19 protein-coding genes are annotated in these 17,494 nt (G+C 68.2%); 13 read left to right on the top strand and 6 right to left on the bottom strand.

All coding sequences use genetic code 11. The features are described from left to right. Positions 1–97: 97 nt before the first annotated feature. Positions 98–946, bottom strand: coding sequence for an ABC transporter substrate-binding protein (locus tag AC07OZ_RS09440; RefSeq protein WP_495466894.1), 849 nt, complete (start codon positions 944–946; stop codon positions 98–100). A gap of 162 nt (positions 947–1,108) precedes the next feature. Between AC07OZ_RS09440 and AC07OZ_RS09435 the strand changes: the two genes are divergently transcribed. From AC07OZ_RS09435 to AC07OZ_RS09410, 6 genes are all read left to right on the top strand, one after another. Beyond that, complete coding sequence (locus AC07OZ_RS09435; protein ID WP_495466893.1) at positions 1,109–2,131, top strand: isopenicillin N synthase family dioxygenase; 1,023 nt, start codon at positions 1,109–1,111, stop codon at positions 2,129–2,131. Positions 2,132–2,290: 159 nt separating this feature from the next. Next, a complete protein-coding gene (locus AC07OZ_RS09430; RefSeq protein ID WP_495466892.1) occupies positions 2,291–3,694 on the top strand; it encodes a pyridoxal-phosphate dependent enzyme in 1,404 nt (467 codons plus the stop codon). After that, entirely contained in the window at positions 3,691–4,917 is a 1,227-nt protein-coding gene (locus AC07OZ_RS09425) for a trans-sulfuration enzyme family protein (RefSeq protein ID WP_495466891.1), read from the top strand. The genes AC07OZ_RS09430 and AC07OZ_RS09425 overlap by 4 nt, the downstream gene beginning before the upstream one ends. A gap of 299 nt (positions 4,918–5,216) precedes the next feature. Then, on the top strand, positions 5,217–6,155 hold the full coding sequence (locus AC07OZ_RS09420) for a LysR family transcriptional regulator (protein WP_495466890.1): 939 nt from the start codon (positions 5,217–5,219) through the stop codon (positions 6,153–6,155). A 153-nt stretch (positions 6,156–6,308) separates the two neighbouring features. Further along, positions 6,309–7,022, top strand: coding sequence for a Bax inhibitor-1/YccA family protein (locus tag AC07OZ_RS09415; protein ID WP_495466889.1), 714 nt, complete (start codon positions 6,309–6,311; stop codon positions 7,020–7,022). A gap of 36 nt (positions 7,023–7,058) precedes the next feature. Next, complete coding sequence (locus tag AC07OZ_RS09410) at positions 7,059–7,466, top strand: hypothetical protein (RefSeq protein ID WP_495466888.1); 408 nt, start codon at positions 7,059–7,061, stop codon at positions 7,464–7,466. Between the two features lie 56 nt (positions 7,467–7,522). On the opposite strand, the gene AC07OZ_RS09405 is transcribed toward AC07OZ_RS09410, so the two are convergent. Then, positions 7,523–8,083: a GNAT family N-acetyltransferase gene (locus AC07OZ_RS09405; RefSeq protein ID WP_495466887.1), complete on the bottom strand. Its 561-nt coding sequence runs from the start codon at positions 8,081–8,083 to the stop codon at positions 7,523–7,525. Positions 8,084–8,105: 22 nt separating this feature from the next. Next, positions 8,106–9,149, bottom strand: a complete 1,044-nt coding sequence (locus tag AC07OZ_RS09400; protein ID WP_495466886.1) for a Gfo/Idh/MocA family protein — start codon at positions 9,147–9,149, stop codon at positions 8,106–8,108. Between the two features lie 194 nt (positions 9,150–9,343). On the opposite strand from AC07OZ_RS09400, the gene AC07OZ_RS09395 reads away from it, so the two are divergent. Both AC07OZ_RS09395 and AC07OZ_RS09390 read left to right on the top strand, forming a co-directional pair. Then, positions 9,344–11,566 carry a M3 family metallopeptidase gene (locus AC07OZ_RS09395; RefSeq protein ID WP_495466885.1) on the top strand — a complete coding sequence of 741 codons (2,223 nt, stop codon included), beginning with the start codon at positions 9,344–9,346 and terminating at the stop codon, positions 11,564–11,566. 182 nt (positions 11,567–11,748) lie between these two features. Next, entirely contained in the window at positions 11,749–11,889 is a 141-nt protein-coding gene (locus AC07OZ_RS09390; RefSeq protein WP_495466884.1) for a hypothetical protein, read from the top strand. 204 nt (positions 11,890–12,093) lie between these two features. Here the strand turns inward: AC07OZ_RS09390 and AC07OZ_RS09385 are convergent, their stop codons facing one another. Both AC07OZ_RS09385 and AC07OZ_RS09380 read right to left on the bottom strand, forming a co-directional pair. Continuing rightward, positions 12,094–12,633, bottom strand: a complete 540-nt coding sequence (locus AC07OZ_RS09385) for a DUF2242 domain-containing protein (protein ID WP_495467356.1) — start codon at positions 12,631–12,633, stop codon at positions 12,094–12,096. A gap of 172 nt (positions 12,634–12,805) precedes the next feature. Continuing rightward, a complete protein-coding gene (locus AC07OZ_RS09380; protein WP_495466883.1) occupies positions 12,806–13,153 on the bottom strand; it encodes a hypothetical protein in 348 nt (115 codons plus the stop codon). 229 nt (positions 13,154–13,382) lie between these two features. Between AC07OZ_RS09380 and AC07OZ_RS09375 the strand changes: the two genes are divergently transcribed. The 3 genes from AC07OZ_RS09375 to AC07OZ_RS09365 all read left to right on the top strand — a co-directional run bounded on the left by AC07OZ_RS09375 (position 13,383) and on the right by AC07OZ_RS09365 (position 14,519). Further along, positions 13,383–13,577: a hypothetical protein gene (locus AC07OZ_RS09375; RefSeq protein WP_495466882.1), complete on the top strand. Its 195-nt coding sequence runs from the start codon at positions 13,383–13,385 to the stop codon at positions 13,575–13,577. A 37-nt stretch (positions 13,578–13,614) separates the two neighbouring features. Next, positions 13,615–13,929 (top strand): BON domain-containing protein, encoded by a 315-nt coding sequence (locus AC07OZ_RS09370; RefSeq protein WP_231993337.1) that lies wholly within the window; start codon positions 13,615–13,617, stop codon positions 13,927–13,929. Between the two features lie 146 nt (positions 13,930–14,075). Beyond that, positions 14,076–14,519: a response regulator gene (locus AC07OZ_RS09365; RefSeq protein WP_495466881.1), complete on the top strand. Its 444-nt coding sequence runs from the start codon at positions 14,076–14,078 to the stop codon at positions 14,517–14,519. Here AC07OZ_RS09365 and AC07OZ_RS09360 read toward each other — a convergent pair. Further along, positions 14,497–15,129 carry a response regulator gene (locus AC07OZ_RS09360; RefSeq protein WP_495466880.1) on the bottom strand — a complete coding sequence of 211 codons (633 nt, stop codon included), beginning with the start codon at positions 15,127–15,129 and terminating at the stop codon, positions 14,497–14,499. The two genes, AC07OZ_RS09365 and AC07OZ_RS09360, sit on opposite strands and share 23 nt — an antisense overlap. 45 nt (positions 15,130–15,174) lie before the next feature. Here AC07OZ_RS09360 and AC07OZ_RS09355 point away from each other — a divergent pair, with 45 nt between their 5' ends. Together AC07OZ_RS09355 and AC07OZ_RS09350 are read left to right on the top strand one after the other, a co-directional pair. Further along, positions 15,175–16,686: a CHASE3 domain-containing protein gene (locus AC07OZ_RS09355; RefSeq protein WP_495466879.1), complete on the top strand. Its 1,512-nt coding sequence runs from the start codon at positions 15,175–15,177 to the stop codon at positions 16,684–16,686. Positions 16,687–16,895: 209 nt separating this feature from the next. Further along, a complete protein-coding gene (locus AC07OZ_RS09350; protein ID WP_495466878.1) occupies positions 16,896–17,342 on the top strand; it encodes a BON domain-containing protein in 447 nt (148 codons plus the stop codon). Positions 17,343–17,494: the final 152 nt, after the last annotated feature.

Genomic DNA, 17,494 nt, shown 5'->3' with positions numbered 1-17,494 from the left:
TCGACTGCGGAGGCTGCCCGCAATAAACAACGCCCCGGCCGAAGCCGGGGCGTGCTCGCATCGGATGACAAGGTAGATCAGTTCATCTGGGTCGTGCTCAGCCCTCCACTTGGTCGCTATCGATCTTGAAGCTGCGCGTCTGGAACTTCAGGCGCGTAGACGGTCCGTACCACTTGTTGAACAGCTGCTCGGCGGTGCCGTTGGCCTCGAGCTCGCGCAGCGCGCCGTCCACTTGTGCCTTCAATTTGGTCTCGCCCTTGCGCAGGCCCAGCGCCAGCGGCTCGACGCTGAGGTTGGCCTGCAGGATCTCGTACTGCGACGACGCCGGACCGAGCTTGGCGTACTGGTCGAGCAGCGATACCTCGTCGTTGACGAACGCCACGCCCTTGCCCTGCTGCAGCGCCTGGAAGGCCTGGGGACCGGTGTCGAAGGTGACCACGTCGACCGACGGCACGGCCTTGCGGACGTTGGGTTCCTGCGTGCCGCCCTTGATGGTCACGACCTTCTTGCCGGCCAGCTGGTTCAGCGCCTTGATGCCGCTGTCCTTCTTGACCAGCACCTTCTGGCCGGTGACGAAGGTGGTCAGCGAGAAGTCGATGACCGCCTCGCGTTCCTTGTTGTGCGTCAGGCTCGCGGCCAGCACATCGACGTGGCCCTGCTGCAGTTCGGGGATGCGCGCCGCGACCGCCAGCTGCTTCAGGCGCAGCTTCACGCCGAGCTTCTGCGCGACCGCCTTCGCCAGGTCGACCTCGTAGCCGACGATCTCGCGCGTCTTCGGATCGATGAAGCTGTTGGGCTCGTCGGTGCCGAGCACGCCCACCACGAGCTCGCCCTTCTTCCTGATGTCGTCCAGCTGATCCGCATGGGCGATGCCCAGCATGGCGGCCGAGGTGGCGATCACGAGCAGGGCGCGGCGGGTGATGGTCGCGGGCAGGGTCAGGGTCATGGCGTCGGTGTCCTTTTTGGGAGCGGTGGAGCGGTGGTTCGCGATGGACATCAGCTTAGGAACGCCGGCCTTCACGCGGAACGAACGGTTGGGCATATGCATGCGCGGCTTTCGCACGTCCCCTTCATCGGCGCGGTTTCGCGCTTGCGGCATGCTCAGGCCATGACCCTCCTCCACGACCGCGTGCCCGTCATCGACATTTCGGGCCTGCACGACCCGGCGTCCGACGATCCCGCCTCGCCCGGCGGCCATCTCGCGGCCGTGCAGATCAGCGAGGCCTGCCGCGCGCATGGCTTCTTCTACGTCAGCCACCACGGCGTCGATCCCGCGCTGATCGAGCGGCTCGACCGGCTGGCGCGCGTGTTCTTCGCGCTGCCCGATGAGCAGAAGCAGCGCTGGCCGATGACCGATGGCGGCCGCGCCTGGCGCGGCTACTTCAGCGCCGGCGGCGAGCTGACCTCGGGGCGGCCGGACTGGAAGGAAGGCCTGTACCTCGGCGCCGAACTGCCGCCGGACGATCCGCGCGTGCTCGCCGGCACGCCGCTGCATGGCGCCAATCTCTGGCCGGACGTGCCGGGATTGAGGGACACGGTGCTCGAGTACCTCGCCGCCGTGACCGCGGTAGGACAACGCGTGCTCGGCGGCATCGCGCTCAGCCTCGATCTGCCGCCCGCCTATTTCCTGACGCACGCCACTGCGGATCCGCTCGTGCTGCTGCGGCTCTTCAACTATCCCGCCGTTCCGAATGCGGCCGATGTCGACGCGCCGTGGGGCGTCGGCGAGCACACCGACTACGGCCTGCTCACGCTGCTCTACCAGGACGACACCGGCGGGCTCGAGGTCCATGGCCGTCGCGGCTGGATCGCCGCGCCGCCGCTGCCCGGCACCTTCGTCTGCAATATCGGCGACATGCTGGATCGCATGACCGCCGGGCTCTACCGCAGCACGCCGCATCGGGTGAAGCTCAACCGCGGCGCGCGCGACCGCCTGTCGGTGCCGCTCTTTCTCGACCCGTCCTTCACCAGCCGCGTCCAGCCGATCCCCGGCCTGCCTCCGGCGGAGGACGACAGCGCCTCGCGCTGGGACGCGAGCAACCTCCACGTCTTCGCCGGCACCTACGGCGAGTACCTGATGGGCAAGGTCGGCAAGGTGTTCCCGGAGCTGGGCGCTTCCGTGCTTCCGTGAGGACGGTGGCCGCTCATGCCATCCGCGGATAAGCTGCTGCGACAACCGCGCTTGGAGGCCATCGCTTCCAGCGGATAACCTACGCGGTTTGCCCGCGCCCGGCACCACCCCCGCCGGACGTGTCGCCCGACCATCCCACCAGGATCACAAGGAGCGCCCATGAGTGCCAAGGAGACCTCTTCCACCCCCGTGCTGCCGCCCGAGCGGCCCGCCGTGCTCGACCTGATCGGCAACACGCCGCTGGTTCCCGTGCACCGGCTCGACACCGGCCCCTGCCAGCTCTTCCTGAAGCTCGAATCGCAGAATCCCGGCGGCTCGATCAAGGACCGCATCGGCCTGTCGATGATCGAGGCCGCGGAACGCGACGGCCTGCTGCCGCCCGGCGGCACTGTCGTCGAGGCGACCGCCGGCAACACCGGCCTCGGGCTCGCGCTGGTCGCGCGGGCGAAGGGCTATCGCGTCGTGCTGGTCGTGCCGGACAAGATGTCCGCCGAGAAGGTGCTGCAGCTGAAGGCGCTGGGCGCCGAGGTCCACATCACGCGTTCCGACGTCGGCAAGGGCCATCCCGACTACTACCAGGACCGCGCCGCGCGCCTGGTTCAGGACATCGCCGGCGCCTGGTACGCCGACCAGTTCAACAACCCCAACAACCCGCTGGCCCACGAGACCACGACCGGTCCGGAGATCTGGCAGCAGGTCGGCCATCGCATCGACGCGCTGGTCTGCGGCGTCGGCTCCGGCGGCACGATCACCGGCCTGTCGCGCTTCTTCGCGAAAGTGCGTCCGGGCCTGGACGTGGTGCTCGCCGACCCGGCGGGCTCCATCCTCAAGGACTTCATCGAGACCGGCAGCTTCGGCGAGGCGGGCTCCTGGGCCGTCGAAGGCATCGGCGAGGACTTCATCCCGCCCATCGCCGACCTGAGCGGCGTGCGCCACGCCTACTCGATCACCGACCAGGAAAGCTTCGCCACCGCGCGCGACCTGTACCGCGCCGAAGGCATCCTGGCCGGCTCCTCGACCGGCACGCTGCTGGCCGCGGCGCTGAAGTACTGCCGCGCACAGACCACGCCCAAGCGCGTCGTCACGCTGGTCTGCGACACCGGCACCCGCTACCTGTCCAAGGTCTACAACGACCCGTGGATGTTCGACCAGGGCCTGCTCAAGCGCGCCACCAAGGGCGACCTGCGCGATCTGATCGCGCGCCTGCCCGAGGACGGCGCCGTCATCAGCGTCAGCCCCGAGGACACGCTGGCCACGGCCTTCTCGCGCATGCGCCAGGCCGAGGTCTCGCAGCTGCCGGTGCTGAAGGACGGCAAGCTGGTCGGCCTGCTCGACGAGTCCGATCTGCTCGCCCAGATGCACATGGACGCGCGCCACTTCAAGGACAGTGTGGACAGCGCGATGAGTCATGATGTGCAGACCCTGGCTCCCGGCGCGCCGCTGTCCGACCTGATCGCGCAGCTGCGCAAGGGCCTGGTGGCCGTGATCGCGGACGATCGCGGCTTCCACGGCCTCGTCACCCGTTTCGACCTCTTGAACCACCTGCGAAAGGGCTTGTCATGAGCCACCACGACCACAACGACAACGACAAAGACAACCAGCTGAATCAGCCGCTCCATGGCGCCGACCTGCGCTTCGACACGCGCGCGATCCACGGCGGCCAGCATCCCGATCCGACGACCGGCGCGGTGATGCCGCCGATCTACGCGACCTCGACCTACCGCCAGCAGAGCCCCGGCGTGCACCAGGGCTACGAGTACGGCCGCACGCACAACCCGACCCGTCAGGCCTACGAGCGCGCGATCGCCAGCCTCGAGGGAGGCGTGCAGGGCTATGCCTTCTCGTCGGGCCTGGCCGCGATGGCCACGGTGCTGGACACGCTGGATGCCGGCTCGCACATCGTCGCGGGCGACGACCTCTACGGCGGCAGCTATCGCCTGTTCGAGCGCGTGCGCAAGCGCAGCGCCGGCCTGCAGGTCACCTACGTCGACAGCAGCAAGCCGGAGAACGTCCGCGCCGCGCTGCGTCCCGAGACCAAGATGATCTGGATCGAGACGCCCAGCAACCCGCTGCTGACGCTGACCGACCTGGCCGCCGTCACGAAGATCGCGCGCGAGCATGGCGCGCTGGCCATCGCCGACAACACCTTCGCCAGCCCGTGGTCGCAGCGTCCGCTGGAACTGGGCTTCGACGCGGTGATGCACTCGGCCACCAAGTACCTGAACGGCCACAGCGACGTGATCTCGGGCGTGGTGGTGGTCGGCGGCGAGCAGCGCCAGGCGGCGCTGCGCGAGCAGCTCGAGTTCCTGCACAACGCCGTCGGCTCGATCGCCGGCCCGTTCGACAGCTTCCTCGCGCTGCGCGGGCTGAAGACGCTGGCGCTGCGCATGGCGCGCCACAACGAGAGCGCGTTGGAACTTGCCGGCTGGCTGGAAGCGCAACCCAAGGTGCGCCGCGTCTACTACCCGGGCCTGGAAAGCCATCCGCAGCTCGCGCTGGCCAAGCGCCAGATGCGCGGCGGCGGCGGGATGATCAGCATCCAGCTCGACACCGACCTGGCCGGCGCGCGCCGCTTCCTGGAGCGGGTGCAGATCTTCTCGCTGGCGGAAAGCCTGGGCGGCGTCGAGAGCCTGATCTCGCTGCCCGCGCTGATGACGCACGCCTCGATTCCGGTCGAGACGCGCAACCGGCTCGGCATCACCGATTCGCTGGTGCGGATCTCCGCCGGCATCGAGGACATCGAAGACCTGCGGGACGACCTGAAGGCGGGGCTCGCCGCCATCTGACGACGTCTCACGGACGACGCCGCGGACCACCCGTCCGCGGACCCACGAACGCGCCGGGGCCGGGAGGCCTGCGGCGCGTTCTGCTTTTCCGAACCGCAGTCCGCACAAGAAACGAAGTGAGACGTGAAGAATGCGTGAAGATATGCGCGTCAACCGCGCGCTGAACTCAACCGACAGGGGCATGGACTCCACCTGACCGGGCCGATGCGCTGTCGGAAAAACCTTCGCTTGAATCGCCTTAACTTCCGTTTAAGCGAAGTTCGTTATCATCCCGGTTCGTCTTTTTCGGAGGCCCCGCCATGTCCACCCTCAACTACCGTCACCTCCACTACTTCTGGGTCGTCGCCAAGGAGGGCGGTTTCGCCCGTGCCGCCGACCGCCTGGGCATGGCGGTGCAGACGATCAGCGCGCAGGTGCGGGAGCTGGAGCGGTCGCTGGGTCACCAGCTCCTCAAGCCCGAGGGCCGGGGCCTGGTGCTGACCGAGGCCGGGCAGGCCGCCTTCGCCAGAGCGGAGGAGATCTTCCAGATCGGCCAGATGGTGCCGAACGAGGTCCACGAAGCGGCCACGCAGCGCGTGCAGCGACTGTCGGTGGGCCTGTCGGACGGACTGTCGAAGCTGGCGGCGCATGCGCTGCTGGCCCCCGTGCTGGACACCCCGCAACTGCGCCTCGTCTGCCATGAAGGCGAGGTGGACCAGCTGATCGGCGAACTCGCGCTGCATCACCTAGACCTGGTGCTCACCGACCAGCCGGCCCCCGTCAATCCGACGCTGCGCATCACCAGCCAACTGCTGGCGAGCACCACCGTCGACTGGTACGGCCCCGCCGAGCTGATCGAGCGCGCCAAGCGCGCGCCGAACAAGGGCTTCCCGTACGTGCTGGAGACGCTGCCGGTGCTGCTGCCGACCCGTCACGCCTCGCTGCGCTCGGGCCTGGAGCGCTGGTTCGAACAGCACCACATCCGCCCGCAGATCGTCGGCGAGTTCGAGGACAGCGCGCTGATGAGCGTCTTCGCCGCCCGCGGCCTGGGCGTGTTCCCGGTCAGCCGTCTGGGCGCCGACGACCTCTCGCTGATGGCCGGCCTGCACCTGCTCGGCCAGACCGAAGTGGTCGAGGACGTGCACGCGATCTACTCGCGCCGCGGTCAGAACCACCCCCTGGTGGCCAAGCTGCTGGAGCGTCGCGGCACCCCGATCAACCTGAACGAACTGGAAACGGAAATTGCTTCAGCAAAATGAGCAATAAGCAGGTTTATTCGATGTGATGGTGGCGTTAAGGTCAGCCCCTCATGCGCGCGCGAGCGCGCTTCCCGTTCAACGGCTCGATTGGCTCAAACGGCCCGAGCGGTCTGAACGGCTTCCACGACTTTCAAGGCTTCAGGAGAACTTCTCATGAGCGACTTCCAACGACAACCGGCGTCCCCCCAGAGCTGGACGCCCGCCACCGCGAACGGCGGCGATTCGGTCTTCACCCAGCGCGCCGACGTGGCGCGCGTGCTGCGCAACACCTACGCGCTGCTGTCGATGACGCTGCTGTTCAGCGGCGCCGTCGCGGCGGCTGCCGTCGCGTACCGGCTGCCCGCCCCGGGCATGATCATCACGCTGATCGGCTACTTCGGCCTGCTGTTCGCGATCCACAAGACGCAGAACAGCGCGGCCTCGGTGCCGCTGGTGTTCGCGTTGACCGGCTTCATGGGCTACACGCTGGGCCCCTTGCTCGGCGCGATCCTGAAGATGGCAGGCGGCGCCAGCATCATCGCCATGGCGATGGGCACCACCGGCGCGACCTTCCTGGTGCTGTCGGCCTACGTGCTGGCGACCAAGAAGGACTTCAGCTTCATGGGGGGCTTCCTGTTCGCCGGCATGATCATCGCGATCCTGGCGTCGCTGGCCAACCTGTTCTTCCAACTGCCGTTGCTGTCGGTGGTGGTCTCGGGCGTCGTCGCGCTGCTGTCGGCCGGCATGATCCTGTTCCACACCAGCATGATCGTGAACGGCGGCGAGCGGAACTACGTGATGGCCACGGTCAGCCTGTTCGTGTCGCTGTTCAACCTGTTCACCAGCCTGCTGAGCATCTTCGGCTTCGCCGGTTCCAGCGACGACTGAACGGACAGGTCTTGAACGACTGAGGCGAGGCACGCGATGAAGACCTTTCTCTGGTCCGTGACCGGGCTGTTCGCGCTGCTCTGGAGCGGACTGGCCTGGGCCACGGCGGGCCTGGTGCGCTGGACGGTGGAGGCTCTCTCCACCGGCCGCGCGGCCGAGCTCGGCAAGAGCGCGGTCGAGTTCAAGTTCCCCGCCTGGCTCGAGCCTTTCCTCGACACCGGCCTGCTCGAGGCCGTGCAAGGCGTCGTGCAATGGCTGCTGGAGATGGCCGGCACCGGCGCGCCGATGGCGGGCACGGCGATCGGCTGGCTGATCCCCGTGGTCTGGGTCACCTGGGCGTTCGGGCTGACGGTGCTGATCGTGATCGCGCTGGTGATCAACCACCTGATCAAGCGCCTGCCGAGCGCGGGCACGACCGGACCTCACGGGGCGGCACTGCGCTGAACCGAGCAAGCGACACCCACCGAACGACGAGGCGCCCCCAGGGCGCCTCTTCTGTTTCAGGCGCCCGCAGGCAGGGCCACGATGAAGCGGTAAAGACAGCACTCGTCCCCGTGGAGGGTGCGGATCTCGCGGGCGATGTCGCCGACGGCCTGGCTGCGGATGACGCCCGGCCAGAACTGCACGGCCGGCGTGTTGGCCATCAGGTGGTAGACCTCCCAGCGGCCCGGGAAACGCGCCAGCACCTCGCCCGCCGCGCGCGCCGCCAGGCCGTGACCGCGGTAGCCGCGAGCGAGGAAGAAGTAGCCCATGTTGTGGTCCGAGTCCGGGTGCTCGCATTCGCCGTCGACGACCGCGAAGCCGGCGAGTTCATCGGCGACCCAGATCAGGAACGGATGCACGTCGGGCTGCGCCCAGTACGGCGCCTTGGGCCGCAGCTGGTACCGACCCTCGTGCGCGAACGCCACCGGCGTCCACTCGCTGAGGTCGTAGTTGTAGAACTGCATGAGGTTCTCGATGCGCGGCAGATCGTCGGGCGCGGCGCGTTCGATCCTCAAGGCCGGACTGTCCGGCAGCGGGACCGGGATCGAGTCGTCGAAGTCGGAAGGTCTTGTCTCCATCGTCGCTTTCTTGTGGCGCTCTTCAGGCGCTTGTGGGGAACGCATCGTCGAACGGCGACCGAACACCCGCCAGCGCGCGGATGCGGTCCATCCAGCCGAGCACCGCGAGCGTCTCCGCATGCGGCACCCCCGGGCTCTCGATCTCGCCGGCGCGCGCGCAGCGCATCGTCTCGCGGATCTCGTTCTCGAAGCCGTTGATCTCGAACGGGCGCACGATCGTCTCGGGCGTTCCGTGCGCTGGCAACCACTGGGCGAGTCGGGCTTCCCAGAAGGTCTCCGGCAGGACGATCGCGCCCGCGCTGCCGAGGACGTGCATCGTGTTCGGCGCGAAGGTGTCGATGGCGCACTGGAACTGCGACGTCAGCCCGTCGCCGAAGTCGAGCGTCACCGCGAGTCCCGCATCCACGCCGGTCGGCGCGAGCCGGGCCTTCACGGCCAGGTCCACCAGCGGCGGCACTTCGCCGAGCGCGTGCTGCAGCACCCAGCGCGTGGCGGTCAGGTTGTAGATGCCGATGTCCAGCAGCGCGCCGCCCGCCAGCGCGGGGCTGTAGATGCGGCTGTCGGGGTCGTAGGGCGCGGGGAAGCAGAAGCTCGACTGCATGCCGCGCAACGCGCCGAGGCGCCCTTCGCGCAGCCAGGCCGCGAGGTCCTGGTACAGCGGCAGGAAGCGCGTCCACACGGCCTCCATCAGGAAGGCGCGGTGCGCGCGCGAGGCCTCGACCAGCCGCCGGCCCATCTCCTGGTTCGGCACCAGCGACTTCTCGCACAGCACGGCCTTGCCGGCCTGGAGCGCCGCCAGCACGTAGTCGTAGTGCTGACCGTGCGGTGTCGCGACATAGACGCCCTCGACGAGCGGATCGCTCATCACCGCGGCGGGATCGGTGTGGGCGATCACGGCGGGCTCGCCGGCCTGGGACCAGCGCTCGGCGAACTGCTGCGCGCGATGCGCATCGCGGCCGCACACCGCGTGAAGGCGGCAGCCGTCGAGCTGCGCGACGGCCTCCGCGAAGCGGTGCGCGATCGAGCCAGGGCCGATGACGGCCCAGTGGAAAGTGCGTTCGGACATGAGCGGAGATGCTAATCGGACGGGCCCGTCGCGGACGGCCTGCAGACCCGGAACGCGGGGCTCTCAGGGTTGTCCCGGGGCGGGTTCTCCACGGGGCGGACGGCGCCCATGGCGTTCGGCTTCGAGAGGCGCTTCGGCTAAGGTGACGGACTCGCACAACACGCATGCCCGCCCACAAGACGGGCCCGTTCCCCATGAGGATTCCCTTCGTCCTGGCCGCCACCGTGGCCCTCGCCGCTCCCGTGATGGCCCAGACGGCCGCGCCCGTTGCGCCCGCCGTTTCCAGCAACGCGACCGCGACCGATGCGTCAGCCGCCGCGAATCTGCTGCTCGCGCCGAGCACGCTGCCGCTGCAGTACCCGCCCTTCGACAAGATCCGCGACGCCGACATCGGTCCCGCCATCGACCAGGGCATGACGGAGCAGCTGGCCGAAGTCGCCGCGATCGCGGACAACCCCGCGGCGCCGACCTTCGACAACACCATCGTCGCGTTGGAACGCGGCGGCCGCACGCTCGGCCGGGCGACCACGCTGCTGATGAGCCTCACCGGCGCGGACGCCAACCCCGCGCGCCTCAAGCTGCAGGCCGACTACGCGACGAAGCTGGCCGCGCACCGCGACGCGATCCAGCTGAACCCGGCGCTGTTCGCGCGCATCGAGTCGCTGTACCAGCGCCGCGCCTTGCTCGGCCTGGGCGCGCAGGAGCAGCGGCTGATCGAGCGCCAGTACAACCAGTTCCTGCGCGCCGGCGCGAAGCTGGACGAGGACGGCAAGGCCCGCATGAAGGCCATCAACGCCGAGATGGCGCAACTGGGCGCGCGCTTCAACCAGAACGTGCTGGCGGAGGTGAACGACTCGGCCGTGACGGTCGACAGCGTCGACGAACTGAAGGGCCTGAGCGACGAGCAGATCTCGGCCGCCGCGGCTGCCGCGAAGGAACGCGGTCTGGACGGCAAGTACCTGATCGCGCTGCTGAACACGACCGGCCAGCCGGTGCTGGCGCAGCTGGAGAACCGCGCGCTGCGTCAGCGCATCTACGAGGCCTCGGTGGTGCGAGGTTCGCGTGGCAACGCTTACGACAACACGGCGCTGGTGTCGCGCGTCGTGTCGCTGCGCGCCGAGCGCGCGAAGCTGCTGGGCTTCGCGACGCATGCGGACTTCGTGCTGAAGGACGAGACCGCCCGGAACCAGCAGGCCGTCAACGGCATGCTGCGCCAGCTGGCGCCGGCGGCGGTCGGTGCCGCGCGCCGCGAGGGCGCGGAACTGCAGGTCATCATCGATCGCGAGCAGAAGGCGAAGAAGCAGCCTTCGTTCCAACTCGCGGCCTGGGACTGGAGCTTCTACAGCGAGAAGCTGCGGGCCGAGAAGTACGGCTTCGACGAGGCGCAGCTCAAGCCCTACTTCGAGATGAAGAACGTGCTGGAGAACGGCGTGTTCTACGCGGCCGGGCAGCTGTACGGCCTGAAGTTCAAGCAGCGCCACGACCTGCCGGTCTACCACCCGGACGTGCTGGTCTACGACGTGTTCAACGCCGACGGCTCGCAGCTGGCCATCTTCATCGCCGACATGTATGCGCGGCCGTCCAAGCGCGGTGGCGCGTGGATGAACGCGTATGTCGACCAGAGCGGGCTGATGAACCAGAAGCCGGTGGTGGCCAATCACCTCAACATCCCGAAGCCGGCGGACGGCAAGCCGACGCTGCTGACCTGGGACGAGGTGACGACGATGTTCCACGAGTTCGGGCATGCGCTGCACGGCATGTTCTCGAACGTGAAGTACCCGAGCATGGCCGGCACCAAGGTGCCGCGCGATTTCGTCGAGTACCCGTCGCAGGTCAACGAGATGTGGGCGGACTGGCCCAGCGTGCTCGCGAACTACGCGAAGCACTACAAGACCGGCGAGCCGATGCCGCGCGCGCTCCTGGACAAGGTGCTGGCGGCCAAGCAGTTCAACCAGGGCTTCGCGACGACGGAGTACCTCAGCGCCGCGAGCCTGGACCAGCGCTGGCACCAGCTGCCGCTGGACCAGGTGCCCGGCGCCGACAGCGTGATGGCCTTCGAGGCGAAGGCGCTGCGCGAGGAAGGCTACGACTACGACGCGGTGCCGCCGCGTTACCGCACGCCCTACTTCAGCCACATCATGGGCGGCTACGCGGCGGGCTACTACGCGTATGTCTGGTCGGAGGTGCTGGACGCCAACACGGTGCAATGGTTCAAGGCCAACGGCGGCCTGAAGCGCGAACTGGGCGACGCGTTCCGCGCGAAGCTGCTGTCGCAGGGCGGCAGCCAGGACGCGTTGACGCTGTTCCGCGGCGTCGTCGGCCACGAGCCGCAGATCCAGCCGCTGCTGGAGCGTCGCGGCCTGGTCATCGAGAAGACCCGGACGGCGGGCAAGCCGCAGGCATCGACGCCACAGTAATTGGGGGGAGATAACCCACCCGTAGGTGGGTTGTCATCCGTGTTTCGTCAAAGGGCGCCCATCGAGGCGCCCTCTTTCGTTTCTGGGAGGAACTTCCCGCACCAGACTCTCTGTTGTTCGCAGCACCACATGGAGATTGCGCAATGACGGTATGGGAAGTCGCGGCACGAGTGTGCCGACCCATGACGACTGAAGAATCGAGGCGGCTGACTCGCGAGCGCCACGAAGGCCGGGAGTTTGGCGATACCGACCCGCTGCTGGAGGCCGAGATCCGTGAGATGAGGGCACGGATCGAACGCAAGGCGCGTGAGTCGGGCTCTTGAGGTCGCGGTACGAAACCTTGGGAAGTTGCCGCCCGCGCCTGTCGGCCAATGTCATCCGAAGAGGCGATGAGACTCACGGTCGAGCGATACGGCTCGCGCGAGTTTCCTGATCTCGATCAGCTGCTCGAAGCCGAGATCCGGGAAATCGACGCGAGGATCCAGAATCGGAAACAGGCCCAGAAGCCAGGAGACTGAAACTGTCTCTCACCCGCCCGTTTTGTCCAGATCGGTGGTGTCCTCGACACCCTGCTGCGTGGTCAAGCGCTGCATCAACGCGAAGAACCGGTCGTAGAACTGCCCGGCGGGGATGGTTTCGGAGGCGACCTTGACCAGCGACTCCGTCGACGACGACAGCGGCACGGAGATCGAGCCGATCGCGCTCACGCCCAGGCTCGTGGAGTTCGCGCTGCGCTTGACGTTGTAGCGGTCCTGCAGCGCCGAGACATACGCCGTCGCGAGCTTGCCGCTGCCGCCTTCCGGCACGCACACCACCGTGAAGCTGATCTCCACGTGCACTTCACCCTCGGGCTGGAAGCGCTTCGTGCCCGAGATCGAATCCGGCAGCGCCGCGTTGATCACGTAGCCCTGGCTCAGCAGCGCGCGACGCGCGGCCTCGCAGGTGTCCTGCACGCTCGAATCGAACAGGCGCGAGAAGGTCTCGTCCGACGCGAAGCGCTCGTTCTGGTACACGGAGTTCTTGCGCTCGGCGCTCGTCCCGAAGGTGCCGCAGCCCGTCATCAGCATGGCGGCCAAGCCGGCCACCGCGAGCGGGGGCAGGGAGCGGGAGAGAAAGGAAAAAGGGCGTCGGATCATCGTCGTCAGGCCATGATCGGCCAGCGACGGATTATCCGCGCCCCGTCTTAGAGCAGCTTGAGGATGCCGCCCAATGTCTGCTCAGCGTGCTCGCACCGCGCGCTCAGTGCGTCGTCTGCGCGGTCAGCAGCGTCTGCCATTCGCCATCGACGCAGGCCGACAGGCGACGGGCGCAGCCCGGGCAGCGTTGCCAGTGCTCGGTCGCGGCCGACAGCAGCGCCGGCCAGTAAGGGTGATCGCCTTCGCAGCGGCTGCGCGGGATCACCAGCGCGATCTCCTGATCGTCAGTTTGGCCATCGGCGTCGATATAGGCCAGCTTCGCCCGCACCACCACCGTCAGCGGCGTGGAGAGCAACAGCTCGGCGTTCACGCAATGGGAAGGGCGGAAATCGGGATGGGCAGGGGCCGGCGCCTGGGCGGCGCTTCCAACGGCGGCGGAGAAGGTGTTCATCTTGTTCTCGTCTCAGGTCTTTGTTCGATGGCTGCATCCTATGAACAGAGGCCCGCGGAACCTGTGGGGCCCCTGCGCGATGCCTTGTAGGACAACGCCTCATTCGGCCCGTGGGCAAAGCCATCTCCGCTTGTCCTACAAGACATCGCGGATGTGGACGACAGGGCGGACTGTTCGGCATACGTAGAGTCAATCCCAGCGCACCACGGGGTGCACAAGGAGCTGACAGATGGGCATCGCCGACCACCATTCCCTCGCCTTGCACGTTCATGACTACGCCTGCCAGGTCCAATGGACCGCGGTCAGCGACCACGAACCGGTGCTGGGTCTGGAAGCGGCGCTTCCCTATCTGCTGGACCACGCCCCCGCGACGTTCGCCGAGCCGGCCCCTGCTGTCGTGTCGTCAGACCGCCACGCCGCGTGAGTCCGAGCCTTTTCATCAATCGAAGGAGATCAACATGATGATTCGAGCCACCGTTCTCGCCCTGGCCACCGCTGTGGGCGCCCTGACCCTGCTGCCCGGCTGCGCCGTGACGCGCGGTCAATCCTCCGTCGGCGAATACGTCGACGACGCGGCCGTCACCACCGCCGTGAAGTCCAAGTTCGTCGAGGCCAAGTCGGTCGACGCCAGCTCCATCCACGTGGAGACGCTGCAAGGCGAGGTGATGCTCTCCGGCTTCGCCAAGAACGCCAACGAGAAGGCCGATGCCGAACGCCTGGCGCGTGAAGTCAAGGGCGTGAAGCGCGTCAAGAACGAGATCGCGATCCGCAACTGATGCGCTGACGCGATTTCCCTGATCGTGTGTCGGAAGGCGGACTGACCCACCGCCCAGGACGCACCGCGCGAACGGACGGTCTGCCTCTGCAACCCGTCCGTTCGCGCGTACCCGCTTGTGCTTGCCAGCTGTTCACGAGCCTGCCCATGGATACCCCGCCCGCCAGCGCCGCCCTCACCTGCTTCCTCGTCGAGGACAACGCCGTCATCCGGGAGAACCTCGTGGCGACGCTGGAGGAGATGGTGGACCTGCGCGTCCTCGGCCACGCGGTGGACGAGAACGGCGCGTTGCGCTGGCTGTCGGAAGACCATGCCGCCTGCGACCTGCTGATCATCGACATCTTCCTGGCGCAGGGGACGGGGCTGAACGTGCTGCGCGCCGCCAGCGAGCGCATGCCCGCGGCGCGGCGCGTCGTGCTCAGCAATTACGCCACGCCGGACATGCGTCAGCGCTGCTTCGCGCTGGGCGCCGACAAGGTCTTCGACAAATCGGCCGAGCTGGAAGACCTGCTCGCCTACTGCGGCGGCCTGGTCGACGCGGCCAACAACCGTGGCGCCGGCGATGCCGCTACTCGATCAGCCCGTTCTTGAGGGCGTAATACGTCAGCTCGCTGTTGGTGCTGAGCGAGAGCTTCTCCAGCACCCGCGACCGGTAGGTCGACACCGTCTTCACGCTCAGCGACATGCCGTCGGCGATGTGGCCGACCGTCTCGCCGCGCGCCAGGCGCAGGAAGACCTGGAGTTCGCGTTCGGACAAGGCGTCGTGCGCGGCCTGGTCGGCCGGCGAGCCGAGGCCTTCGGCCAGCAGTTCCGCCACGGCCGGCGTGATGTACTTGCGGCCCCGGAAGACGGTGCGGATCGCCGTGGCGATCTCCTCGGGGTCGCATTCCTTGTTGAGGTAGCCGCTGGCGCCCTGGCGCAGCAGCGTGGTCGCGTAGTGCGTCTCCGGGAAGCCGCTGAGGATCAACACCGGCAGTTCCGGCTTGCGGGCCTTGATCGCGGCCAGGGTCTCGACGCCGCTCTGGTCGGGCAGCGAGAGGTCCATCAGCATCACGTCGAGCTCGCCGGCGCGCACGAGGTCCAGCGCCTCGCGGCCCGATCCGGCTTCGCCGGTGACGCGCAGGTCGACTTGTTCGGAGAGGAATTGCCGCAGCCCGGCGCGGACAATCGCGTGGTCGTCGACGATGGCGATTCGGATCATGGTGGCGATGGTCAAGTGAGCGAAATCGCTCAGGGAGTGTAGAGGATGAGCCTGAAGGACACCGTCACGAACCTGGGTCGCAAGACCTGGGCGATGCCGCTGGGCGTGTTCGTGGCCCTGCTGATGATCCTGATCAGCGAGCTGGCCTACTTCGGCGCCGTCTCGCAGATGGACCGTCTGGACACGCTGGGCCGGGCCCGGATGGAACTGCTCCGGCTGATGGCCCGCGTGACCGACGCGGAGTCAGGGCAACGGGGATACCTGATCACCCGACGCCCCGAATACCTGGACCCTTACCGCTTCGCCGCGGAGGACGCGTCGCAGGGCCTGAACTCCCTGCAGCGGATGTACGCGCAGGTCGGCGCCGAGGACGCGGAGCGCCGCAGCAAGGAGATCGCCGGGGCCGTCAGCGCCAAGCTCAGCGAGCTGCAGGAGGTGCTCAAGCTCTACGAGAACGGCCGCGAGACCGCCGGCCGCGAGCTCATGATGACCGACATCGGCCGCGACCAGATGGAGCAGATCCGGCGCCGCTCGGCCGAACTGCTGACCGACGAGAACCGCCGCATCGCGCTCGGCACCGGTCAGGTCTACGACACGCTGATGCTGAGCCGCATCGGCGTGGCCGGCATGACGCTGCTGAGCCTGATCGTGTTCATGCTGTTCGTGCGCAAGAGCCGGGCGCTCGACGTCCAGCGCGCCGAGCAGGCGCAGGAGGTGCGCGCCGAGCGCGACCGGCTGGAGGTCGAGGTCTCCCGCCGCACCGCCGAGCTGACGCAGCTGGCCCGGCACTTGCAGACTGCCCGCGAGGATGAACGCGCCCGGCTCGCCCGCGATTTGCACGACGAACTCGGCGCGCTGCTGACGGCGGCCAAGCTCGATGTCGCTCGGCTGCGTCCCAAGCTGCAGGCCGGGGCGCCGGACCTGATGCAGCGCCTGAACCACCTGACCGAGACGCTCAACAGCGGCATCGCGCTCAAGCGCCGCATCATCGAGGATCTGCGTCCGTCCACGCTCGACCAGCTGGGCCTGGTGCCGGCGCTGGAGATCCTGTGCCGCGAGATGTCCGAGCGGCTGGGTGTGCCGATCGCGGTGGAACTCGATCCGGCGGTGGACCTGGTCCCCAGCGCCCAGCTCACCGCCTTCCGGCTGGTGCAGGAGGCGCTGACCAACACCGCCAAGTACGCCCATGCGACGGCGGTGACCGTCGCGCTCAAGCGCGAGTACGCGCAGGCGATGGTCATCGTCACGGACAACGGCCAGGGCTTCGACCCGGCCCGGCTGGCGCTCGGCTCGCACGGGCTGCTGGGCATGCGCTTCCGCGTCGAGGCCGAGCGCGGTCAGCTGCGCCTGCGCAGCGCGCCGGGGCAGGGCACCGAGGTGTGCGCCTGGCTGCCGATGAAGCAGGACGAGCCGGACATCCCGCGGATCGATTTCCCGGTTCCCGGCATGGCCGTCATGCCGGGTGCGGCACCTGGCGTGATGCCGCCCGCGCCTCCGGCCCCGGGGCCGACGCCGGCGGGCGAGAGCGGCCTGCCGCCGGCCGGCGGCGGCCTGTAGGCGTGCTCCTACGGCGAACCGGGACGCCGGGCGACCGGCGCTTCCGGCGGCAACCGACCCGCTGCCGACGAGGCGATGTCTAGAGTGGACTCATGGATCCGCGGCCACCCGCGGAATGTTTGCGGACCCTCCGCCTCACCCGCGCTGTGCCGCGTCAAGCCGCGATGTGCCGCGATATCTCGCGATTGCACCGCGAAAGGAGCTTCCCCATGAACCACGCTTCCCGCCCCTCCGCCCTGTCCCTGCTGCTGCCCGCCGTGGTGGCGGCCGTTGCCCTGACCGCCTGCGGTCGCGAGGATGATGGACGCACCGCCGGCCAGCGTCTGGACGACGGCATCGCCAAGATGGAACAGAAGTCCGAGGCCGCCAGGCAGGACACCGAGCAGGCCATGGACAAGGCCGGCGCCAAGATGGAACGGGCAGCCGACAAGGCCGGCGCCGCCATCGACGACGCCCAGATCACCACGTCCATCAAGGCTTCGCTGGCCGGCGATCCGAAGCTGAGCGCGCTCGACGTCAAGGTCGAGACCGAAAAGGGCCATGTGACGCTGGACGGCACGGCGCCGGACCTGGCCGCGCGCGACCGCGCGGGTTCGATGGCACTGGCCGCCAAGGGCGTCCAGTCCGTCAACAATCGCATCAAGGTGAACGGCTGATCAAGGTCAGCGGCCGAGTCCTCCTCTGCCGTCCGTTGACCGGAGCCCCGGTCCGCGTCCGATGACGCGGTACCGGGGCTTTCTGCGTGGCGGGCGCCAGATTCAGGCTGGGGGCCGCCTCGGGAATTCCCGCCTTCTTGTCGTATTCGTGT

This window comes from Roseateles sp. GW821-FHT09G03, assembly GCF_059416045.1.
This window is presented reverse-complemented; position numbering and strand designations above follow the sequence as displayed.

What these genes read in the sequence shown, in the direction of transcription:
- AC07OZ_RS09440 (WP_495466894.1), bottom strand. Translation starts at nt 946, where the DNA reads ATGACCCTGACCCTGCCCGCGACCATCACCCGCCGCGCCCTGCTCGTG.
- AC07OZ_RS09435 (WP_495466893.1), top strand. Translation starts at nt 1,109, where the DNA reads ATGACCCTCCTCCACGACCGCGTGCCCGTCATCGACATTTCGGGCCTG.
- AC07OZ_RS09430 (WP_495466892.1), top strand. Translation starts at nt 2,291, where the DNA reads ATGAGTGCCAAGGAGACCTCTTCCACCCCCGTGCTGCCGCCCGAGCGG.
- AC07OZ_RS09425 (WP_495466891.1), top strand. Translation starts at nt 3,691, where the DNA reads ATGAGCCACCACGACCACAACGACAACGACAAAGACAACCAGCTGAAT.
- AC07OZ_RS09420 (WP_495466890.1), top strand. Translation starts at nt 5,217, where the DNA reads ATGTCCACCCTCAACTACCGTCACCTCCACTACTTCTGGGTCGTCGCC.
- AC07OZ_RS09415 (WP_495466889.1), top strand. Translation starts at nt 6,309, where the DNA reads ATGAGCGACTTCCAACGACAACCGGCGTCCCCCCAGAGCTGGACGCCC.
- AC07OZ_RS09410 (WP_495466888.1), top strand. Translation starts at nt 7,059, where the DNA reads ATGAAGACCTTTCTCTGGTCCGTGACCGGGCTGTTCGCGCTGCTCTGG.
- AC07OZ_RS09405 (WP_495466887.1), bottom strand. Translation starts at nt 8,083, where the DNA reads ATGGAGACAAGACCTTCCGACTTCGACGACTCGATCCCGGTCCCGCTG.
- AC07OZ_RS09400 (WP_495466886.1), bottom strand. Translation starts at nt 9,149, where the DNA reads ATGTCCGAACGCACTTTCCACTGGGCCGTCATCGGCCCTGGCTCGATC.
- AC07OZ_RS09395 (WP_495466885.1), top strand. Translation starts at nt 9,344, where the DNA reads ATGAGGATTCCCTTCGTCCTGGCCGCCACCGTGGCCCTCGCCGCTCCC.
- AC07OZ_RS09390 (WP_495466884.1), top strand. Translation starts at nt 11,749, where the DNA reads ATGACGACTGAAGAATCGAGGCGGCTGACTCGCGAGCGCCACGAAGGC.
- AC07OZ_RS09385 (WP_495467356.1), bottom strand. Translation starts at nt 12,633, where the DNA reads ATGCTGATGACGGGCTGCGGCACCTTCGGGACGAGCGCCGAGCGCAAG.
- AC07OZ_RS09380 (WP_495466883.1), bottom strand. Translation starts at nt 13,153, where the DNA reads ATGAACACCTTCTCCGCCGCCGTTGGAAGCGCCGCCCAGGCGCCGGCC.
- AC07OZ_RS09375 (WP_495466882.1), top strand. Translation starts at nt 13,383, where the DNA reads ATGGGCATCGCCGACCACCATTCCCTCGCCTTGCACGTTCATGACTAC.
- AC07OZ_RS09370 (WP_231993337.1), top strand. Translation starts at nt 13,615, where the DNA reads ATGATTCGAGCCACCGTTCTCGCCCTGGCCACCGCTGTGGGCGCCCTG.
- AC07OZ_RS09365 (WP_495466881.1), top strand. Translation starts at nt 14,076, where the DNA reads ATGGATACCCCGCCCGCCAGCGCCGCCCTCACCTGCTTCCTCGTCGAG.
- AC07OZ_RS09360 (WP_495466880.1), bottom strand. Translation starts at nt 15,129, where the DNA reads ATGATCCGAATCGCCATCGTCGACGACCACGCGATTGTCCGCGCCGGG.
- AC07OZ_RS09355 (WP_495466879.1), top strand. Translation starts at nt 15,175, where the DNA reads ATGAGCCTGAAGGACACCGTCACGAACCTGGGTCGCAAGACCTGGGCG.
- AC07OZ_RS09350 (WP_495466878.1), top strand. Translation starts at nt 16,896, where the DNA reads ATGAACCACGCTTCCCGCCCCTCCGCCCTGTCCCTGCTGCTGCCCGCC.